At 51.7% G+C, this 6002-nt stretch carries 3 protein-coding genes and 2 pseudogenes; 1 reads left to right on the top strand and 4 read right to left on the bottom strand.

Going from position 1 to position 6002, the window contains the following annotated elements:
* The first annotated feature begins 54 nt into the window (after positions 1–54).
* Entirely contained in the window at positions 55–1002 is a 948-nt protein-coding gene (locus tag MOY_RS02295; RefSeq protein ID WP_009096077.1) for an AEC family transporter, read from the top strand.
* A 177-nt stretch (positions 1003–1179) separates the two neighbouring features.
* On the opposite strand, the gene MOY_RS02300 is transcribed toward MOY_RS02295, so the two are convergent.
* The 4 genes and pseudogenes from MOY_RS02300 to MOY_RS17125 all read right to left on the bottom strand — a co-directional run.
* Positions 1180–2742 (bottom strand): ATP-binding protein, encoded by a 1563-nt coding sequence (locus tag MOY_RS02300; protein ID WP_009096078.1) that lies wholly within the window; start codon positions 2740–2742, stop codon positions 1180–1182.
* Between the two features lie 460 nt (positions 2743–3202).
* Positions 3203–4457: pseudogene (locus MOY_RS02305) on the bottom strand (ISL3 family transposase).
* A gap of 235 nt (positions 4458–4692) precedes the next feature.
* On the bottom strand, positions 4693–5661 hold the full coding sequence (locus tag MOY_RS02310; RefSeq protein WP_009096079.1) for a hypothetical protein: 969 nt from the start codon (positions 5659–5661) through the stop codon (positions 4693–4695).
* A gap of 213 nt (positions 5662–5874) precedes the next feature.
* Positions 5875–6002: pseudogene (locus MOY_RS17125) on the bottom strand (IS3 family transposase); the annotation flags it as partial.

Here is a 6002-nt window from a genome sequence, read left to right on the forward strand (position 1 = left end):
ACCGTTGCTATATGTAGAGTATAAGTAACTGCTTATCAGACTGAGAGTGCCCTTGTGGAGCTACTTGCGTTATTTTCCCGCACACTAGACGTTACGCTGCCGGTGTTTGCAATGGTCTTTGTGGGTATTGGCTTAAAGCGTTTGCGGTGGATTGATAGCGCCTTTGTTGCTACGGCCTCAACATTAGTTTTCAAAGGAACGCTCCCTACGCTTATATTCTTAAGCTTGATTAAGGCAGACTTGAGCGTCGCGCTGGATGTGCCGCTGCTGCTCTTTTTTGCCGTCGCCACATTAGCGCAATTTGCATTTAGCTGGGGGTGGGCGCATTACCGAGTACCTAGAGCCGAAAGGGGCATTTATGTCCAAGGCGCTTTTCGTGGAAACTGCGGTGTCGTTGGCTTAGCGCTAGCGGCGGGGATGTACGGTAATTACGGGCTTTCGGCGGGCAGTTTGTTGCTAGGTGTGGTCATCATTATGTACAACGCGCTTTCAGTGATTGCGTTGGCGGCTTACCAGCCCGGGCAATCCACCGATTGGCGAAACATGCTTAAGCATATTGCCACCAATCCGCTCATTCTTTCGGTATTTGCGGCACTGCCATTTACTGCTTTCTCGATTCCTTTGCCCAGCTGGGTAATCACCTCAGGAGATTATTTTGCCTCGTTAACCTTGCCACTTGCATTGATCTGCATTGGCGCAACGCTCTCAGTGGCCAACATTCGCGTAGGGAGCCAAGTTGCGTTGAGTGCCAGCAGTATGAAAATGATCATTCTGCCGTTTGCCTCCACGCTGGCGGCATGGTTAATGGGCTTCTCTGGGGAGCAGTTAGGCCTGCTGTTCTTATTCTTTGCCAGCCCCACGGCCGCTGCAAGCTTCGTTATGGTGAAAGCGATCAACGGCAATGTAGCCCTGGCGGCGAACATTATTGCCATCACCACACTGATGGCGAGCATTACAGTAACGGCAGGTATATTTGCTTTGCGCTTTTTGGGGTGGATTTGACATCCTCCGACCACTAAATCAGAGAGTCCAGTGGTCGGAGGATGTCAATTGCATGGCGTCCCTGGCAGGAGTCTGAACCGCCCCAGATTTCGTAGACACCTGGAACGATTCAGCCATCGCAGGGGCTAGATTGCTTCGCCGTTTCACTTCTCGCACAGACATATCACGCGCTCGGCTTTAAAACGTTTCTACCTCAAACGCTACAATTTGCCGTTGAGCGCTTGAAAATTCCACGCCCACTAAGTGGATGGGCTTGCCAGAAGCACGGTGTTTGTCGGCATATCCCTTGGCTTTGATTTGCTCAAGCGCCTTGCCTTCGGGCAGCTGTTCCACGACCTTGAATTCAAAAAGATAAACATGGCCACCAAAGTCGACGCTCATATCTACCTTACCCCTTAAGCTAACATCTTCCACCGTCACGCCCACGCCGAGTGCGGCGAAGTGGCTGTAGAACACACTGGCATAATGCCCTTCATATTGGGCAATGGGGTTATTACGATACCAGTCGTGGGGCAAGCCAGCATAAAGGGCTTTCAGGTGAGCCTCCAACCCCACCAGATCATGCTGACGTAATACCGTAAACAAGGTGCGGCGTTGTTTTGGAATGTCGTCAACACCCAGCGAAGGCAGTAGCGCCTGGTTCAGGCTGGTTTCAACTTCCTGGTTAGGAAACCCCAGGGTGTACTGGCGGTAGCCCACGATAGGCTCTTCGATATTCTTGATTGTTAGATAACCGGCTTGAAACAGCAGGGCATCCGAGCTGATGGCATCGACATCAAATTGGCTGAGCAGCTCGTATTCCGTTTCCCAGTGTGCTAACTGGGGAGTAAATACGCCGCGTTCTTTCAGCAGGTTGACCAGAAACGTTGGGGTGGCGCTTTCAAACCAGTAAGGGCCGAACTCACGTTTCTGCAACAAGAGCAGCACATCAAAAGGGTTGTAAACTGAATCGACGTTTTTGCTGCCCCAACGGTAGCCGTTATACCAGCGGCGGATCTCTTCGCGATCAAGGCCGGGAAGTTCTGGTGCAAACACTGTATCGATATCGTGATCGGTATAACCGCAAATAGCCGCGTAAGGCGCATCGAGAGTAATGTCATTTAGGTTGTTAAGCCCCGAAAACAGGCTGACTTTACTGGACTTGGACACGCCGGTGAGCAGCACAAAATGCAGGTGCGGGTCGGCATCCTTGAGCACGCTGTAAAGGTTCTTCAGCCCCTCGCGCAGTTCGCGGGCCAGTTCAGGGTCGAGCAGGTTATCCAGAATCGGCTTGTCGTACTCGTCGATCAAGACAACGACGCGCTGGCCATAGGCGAGATGGGCGTTTTCAAGCAGGCTGGCAAAGTCGTCGGCAATCCTTTCGGGTGGCGTTACATCAATCCTCAGATGGTGGCGCTGTTGCTGCAGTTGGTAGCGAATATTCGCGTCCAGATCCTCGCGGCTGGTGACCACACCGTTGGAGAAGCTGATGCGCACCACGGGATTGTGCGTTTGCCAGTCCCACTTGTCGTGGATATACAGCCCTTCAAACAGTGCCTCTCGGCCTTCGAACAGGCAGCGCAGAGTATCCAGCAGCAGGCTTTTGCCAAACCGCCGTGGGCGAGAGAGAAAGTAATAGCCGCCCGTTTCTGCGATGTTGTGAATCAAGGGCGTTTTATCAACGTAGTAATAATGGCCCTTGCGCAACTTTTCGAAGGACTGGATGCCAATGGGTAATATCTGACGGTACGTGGCTGGCATACTAGCTTCCTGGGACTCAGGGTAGAAACGGCTAACGACTTTAATAATGTCAGTCTAACATGCCGCTGAACTGAGGGGATGGATAAGGTTTTTTACTCATCTGCTGGAAGCTCCAGATCGCGCTGTGCTCATTGGCCGAGGGTCAAAAATGTCCAAAAAAAGGCCATTTGAAAATCACGCTTGTGCCAGCTTGGCGGATTAAAACGTAGATGTACCGGTGTTAAGCGGTGTGCCAAAAAGGCGTATCATCTATATTCTTTTTGTTTTAACTCGTTGTTATATATTTTTTTTTAATTTTTCGTCGCCAGCCTTCCTGTTTTTTGGGCCGCATAGCTGATTAGAAATGGTCTTCGAAGCCGAAGTCGTAGGTTCTTCCTACCATCGACAAGGTTGAAGGGTTACCCACTCAATCGTGGTTCAGGTATCAACTCACGGAGTAATATGAAGGCTCTTCGTCACTTCAAGTGGATTTGGCCTGATCAAACAGGCGGCCCACCGGGCTGCCAATCAGGTAGATTATGGCGATGAAGTTAGCCTCGTTCCGATAGCCACGTGCGCGTGACCGAGCCGCCTGGAATAGGCCGTTCATCCCTTCCAGTCTTGCGTTCGTCAGTCCCGAGTGCCAGCGTCTGACCACTGCTTCCGCGTGCCGCTCAAGTGTCGCCAAGGCCTTTCCCATCGGCTTCAGTAGTGGCTTTTCAGAAACCGCCGCTTGCATGACCTTGAGGTAGTTCGTGATGCGCCATCGAGCCGCTCTGGGCGTTGGGGCCTTCTGGATCCAGCGTAGCTTTTCCTTGATTATCCAGGCATCGGCCGTGGCGCTCTGATCGGCTACCAACTCCTGGAGCGCCGCTAACTGCTTAGGTCTCAGGTTCTCGTTGTCCAGATTTTTCAGCAGTGCCCAGCGCAGCGATAGGGTGTTCCTGCTCGCGGCGCTCTTTCTTGCGTACCTCATCCAGCCGCTTGGTAAAGGTCTGCACGATATGGAACCAGTCGACCGTCACCTCGGCCTTGGGAAGGTGCTTGGTGATGCCGCTAAGGAAGGCGGGCGACATGTCGCAGACTACCTCGATCACATTGTCCGTATCGCCGCCATGGGCTGTCAGGAAGGCGCTAAATGCTTGGATGGTATCCTTGCCGCAGCCTGGGACGGCAAAGATAACCGGTTCCTGCTTGCGCTGCATATCGAGGAACACTGTGACGTAGCGGTGACCGCGCCGAGACGCGGTTTCGTCTACGCCGACCGTCGCCACATTGGACAGATCCAGCTCCCCCAGCATGCAGCCCACGTAGTGATGCACGATACGCCATAGTCGTTTGTCGGAGATCTCTAGCTGCCGAGAGACGGCCAGCACCGGCATCTCCTTGACCAGCGACATGGCCGCTTGCTCGAACAGCAGCGTGAAGTCGCTGCCCGACCGCGCCCAGGGTACATCTATGCGTTTGACGCCATGTTCAGGACACTTCGTGCGGGGCACGCGAGCATGCAGGTAACAGTGGTGCTGAAAGAAGTTCAGATGACGCCAGGTTTTGTCGGCAAAGTCGTGAGCTTGACAGGCCTTGCCGCACTCCGGACAGGGGTAGAGACTGCCTCGCTCCGCCTCAACATAGAGATCCAGTCGGTGAGGCGACACGGCGGTATCCAGGTGCTGGTTCTTGAGGATCCAGGGCGCTTCCAAGCCCAGGCCGAGAGTTAGAATCTGGGTGCCGTCCATGCCATACCTACTGCTGTTGTGGAGTCCATATTCTGGCCCAGCTCAGGGGACAAATTCCACACACAACGTCGAAGAGCCTTAGAAGGTTATGAGACTGGTAAAATAAGCACATACTATATGTCCTAAAATTACGTTTAATTAGCTAAAATTATTATTAGAAATGCACAGCTGTGTTGGTGGCTAGATGCACACCGGCTCATCCTGGTTACAACCTACACTCTGACTACTGCAAGACCTAAGAAGTTAGGAAAAGATTCGCCCACGCATTTAAAAACTGGCTAATGTCATTAGGCGTAATTTGGACTATGGATAGTACTGACAGTAGCCCAATCAAACTAAGCGTTATATCAATACGGAATGCGCGCCGTGCCTGAGCTTCTTGCTTTGAAGCGCGCTCAGCCTCTGTCCGCAGTTGCTCTTTCTCTCCTTGTTGGTAGCGAAGTTCCCGTAGATGTTGAGCCTTTTGCTCACGCTTGGTGAGGAGTAGATTCGAAATATCTTTCAGCTGTGAGGTTAGCTGCTGATTGGTTTCGCACAGCTGCCAATGCGCGGCGAGATGCGACCAAACTTGGTTAAGCTGTTGACGAGCAATATCAATAGGTCGAGCAAAAAAATCGCTAGCATTAAATGCTAAGACCTCTTCATGTAGGGTCGCTAGCGCATCAAAGCGTTGGTGCTTTAGATGCTGGGTCAGAGCTAACATCTTGCTTGTCATAATGTAGTGGTACGCTGCGGCGAGGGCTTGGCAGATAACAATACGTTGAAACTGTTGGTAGGTTGTCCCAACCAAAGCAAGCCCGTTGCGGTCGCAGGCAATTTGAAAGTGTTCACCTACCGAGACGAATGTACTGTCAGGTAGGGCTTTAGAGCCACGAAGAAAGTGCGACACAGCATACCGGTCTGTTGTATTTGTGCTATTTCCAAGTGGTCGCTCCCACCAGCCTACACGCGCTAATGCCTGACAATGTACTGCGTCATTATGTGGTAGTGGAAAGGGTGTAAATAAGACGCGAACACACACGTTTGCCGACAGTTGGAAGAAAGATAGCTTCCAATCCTTAACGTCATGCGTATTGCATGCAAATTGGCTATAAGACTCGACAGATGGAATAAAAAAGCTAATGCCTTGGTTGGCAATTTTCAGTGGAACCAGTTCGACAGGTGTGCTTTGAGTAATGCTGATGTAGGCAAATGAAGTTTTCATTTAACGTCTTCCCTGTTCGTAAGTCTCGTGTGCTTTCGTTATGTCGTTGAGCGATACCAACAAAAACAGCATGGTAGCGATGTCATCTTATGAGTGCCTACTGGCAAAATTTTTGCAGTTTTTGCGTGCGGAAGGATGATCTGACATTTAACGTAACGCTGCTCTTGAGCAGAATGAACCGCCCCGGTTATTCCGGAGACCGGTTTGTTTGAGTCAGGCAGCTTCACCCGACTCCTCCAGTTGACGATAATACGTCCTTTCTCGTTCTGCTGGTGGAACGTTTCCGATGGGTTCCAGTAGTCGGCGATTGTTGAACCAGTCAACCCACTCCAGCGTGGCAT

Source organism: Halomonas sp. GFAJ-1, from assembly GCF_000236625.2.
Classification (GTDB): Bacteria; Pseudomonadota; Gammaproteobacteria; order Pseudomonadales; family Halomonadaceae; genus Vreelandella.

Coding starts and splice junctions, on each gene's coding strand:
- MOY_RS02300 (WP_009096078.1), bottom strand. CDS start 2,742: ATGCCAGCCACGTACCGTCAGATATTACCCATTGGCATCCAGTCCTTC.
- MOY_RS02310 (WP_009096079.1), bottom strand. CDS start 5,661: ATGAAAACTTCATTTGCCTACATCAGCATTACTCAAAGCACACCTGTC.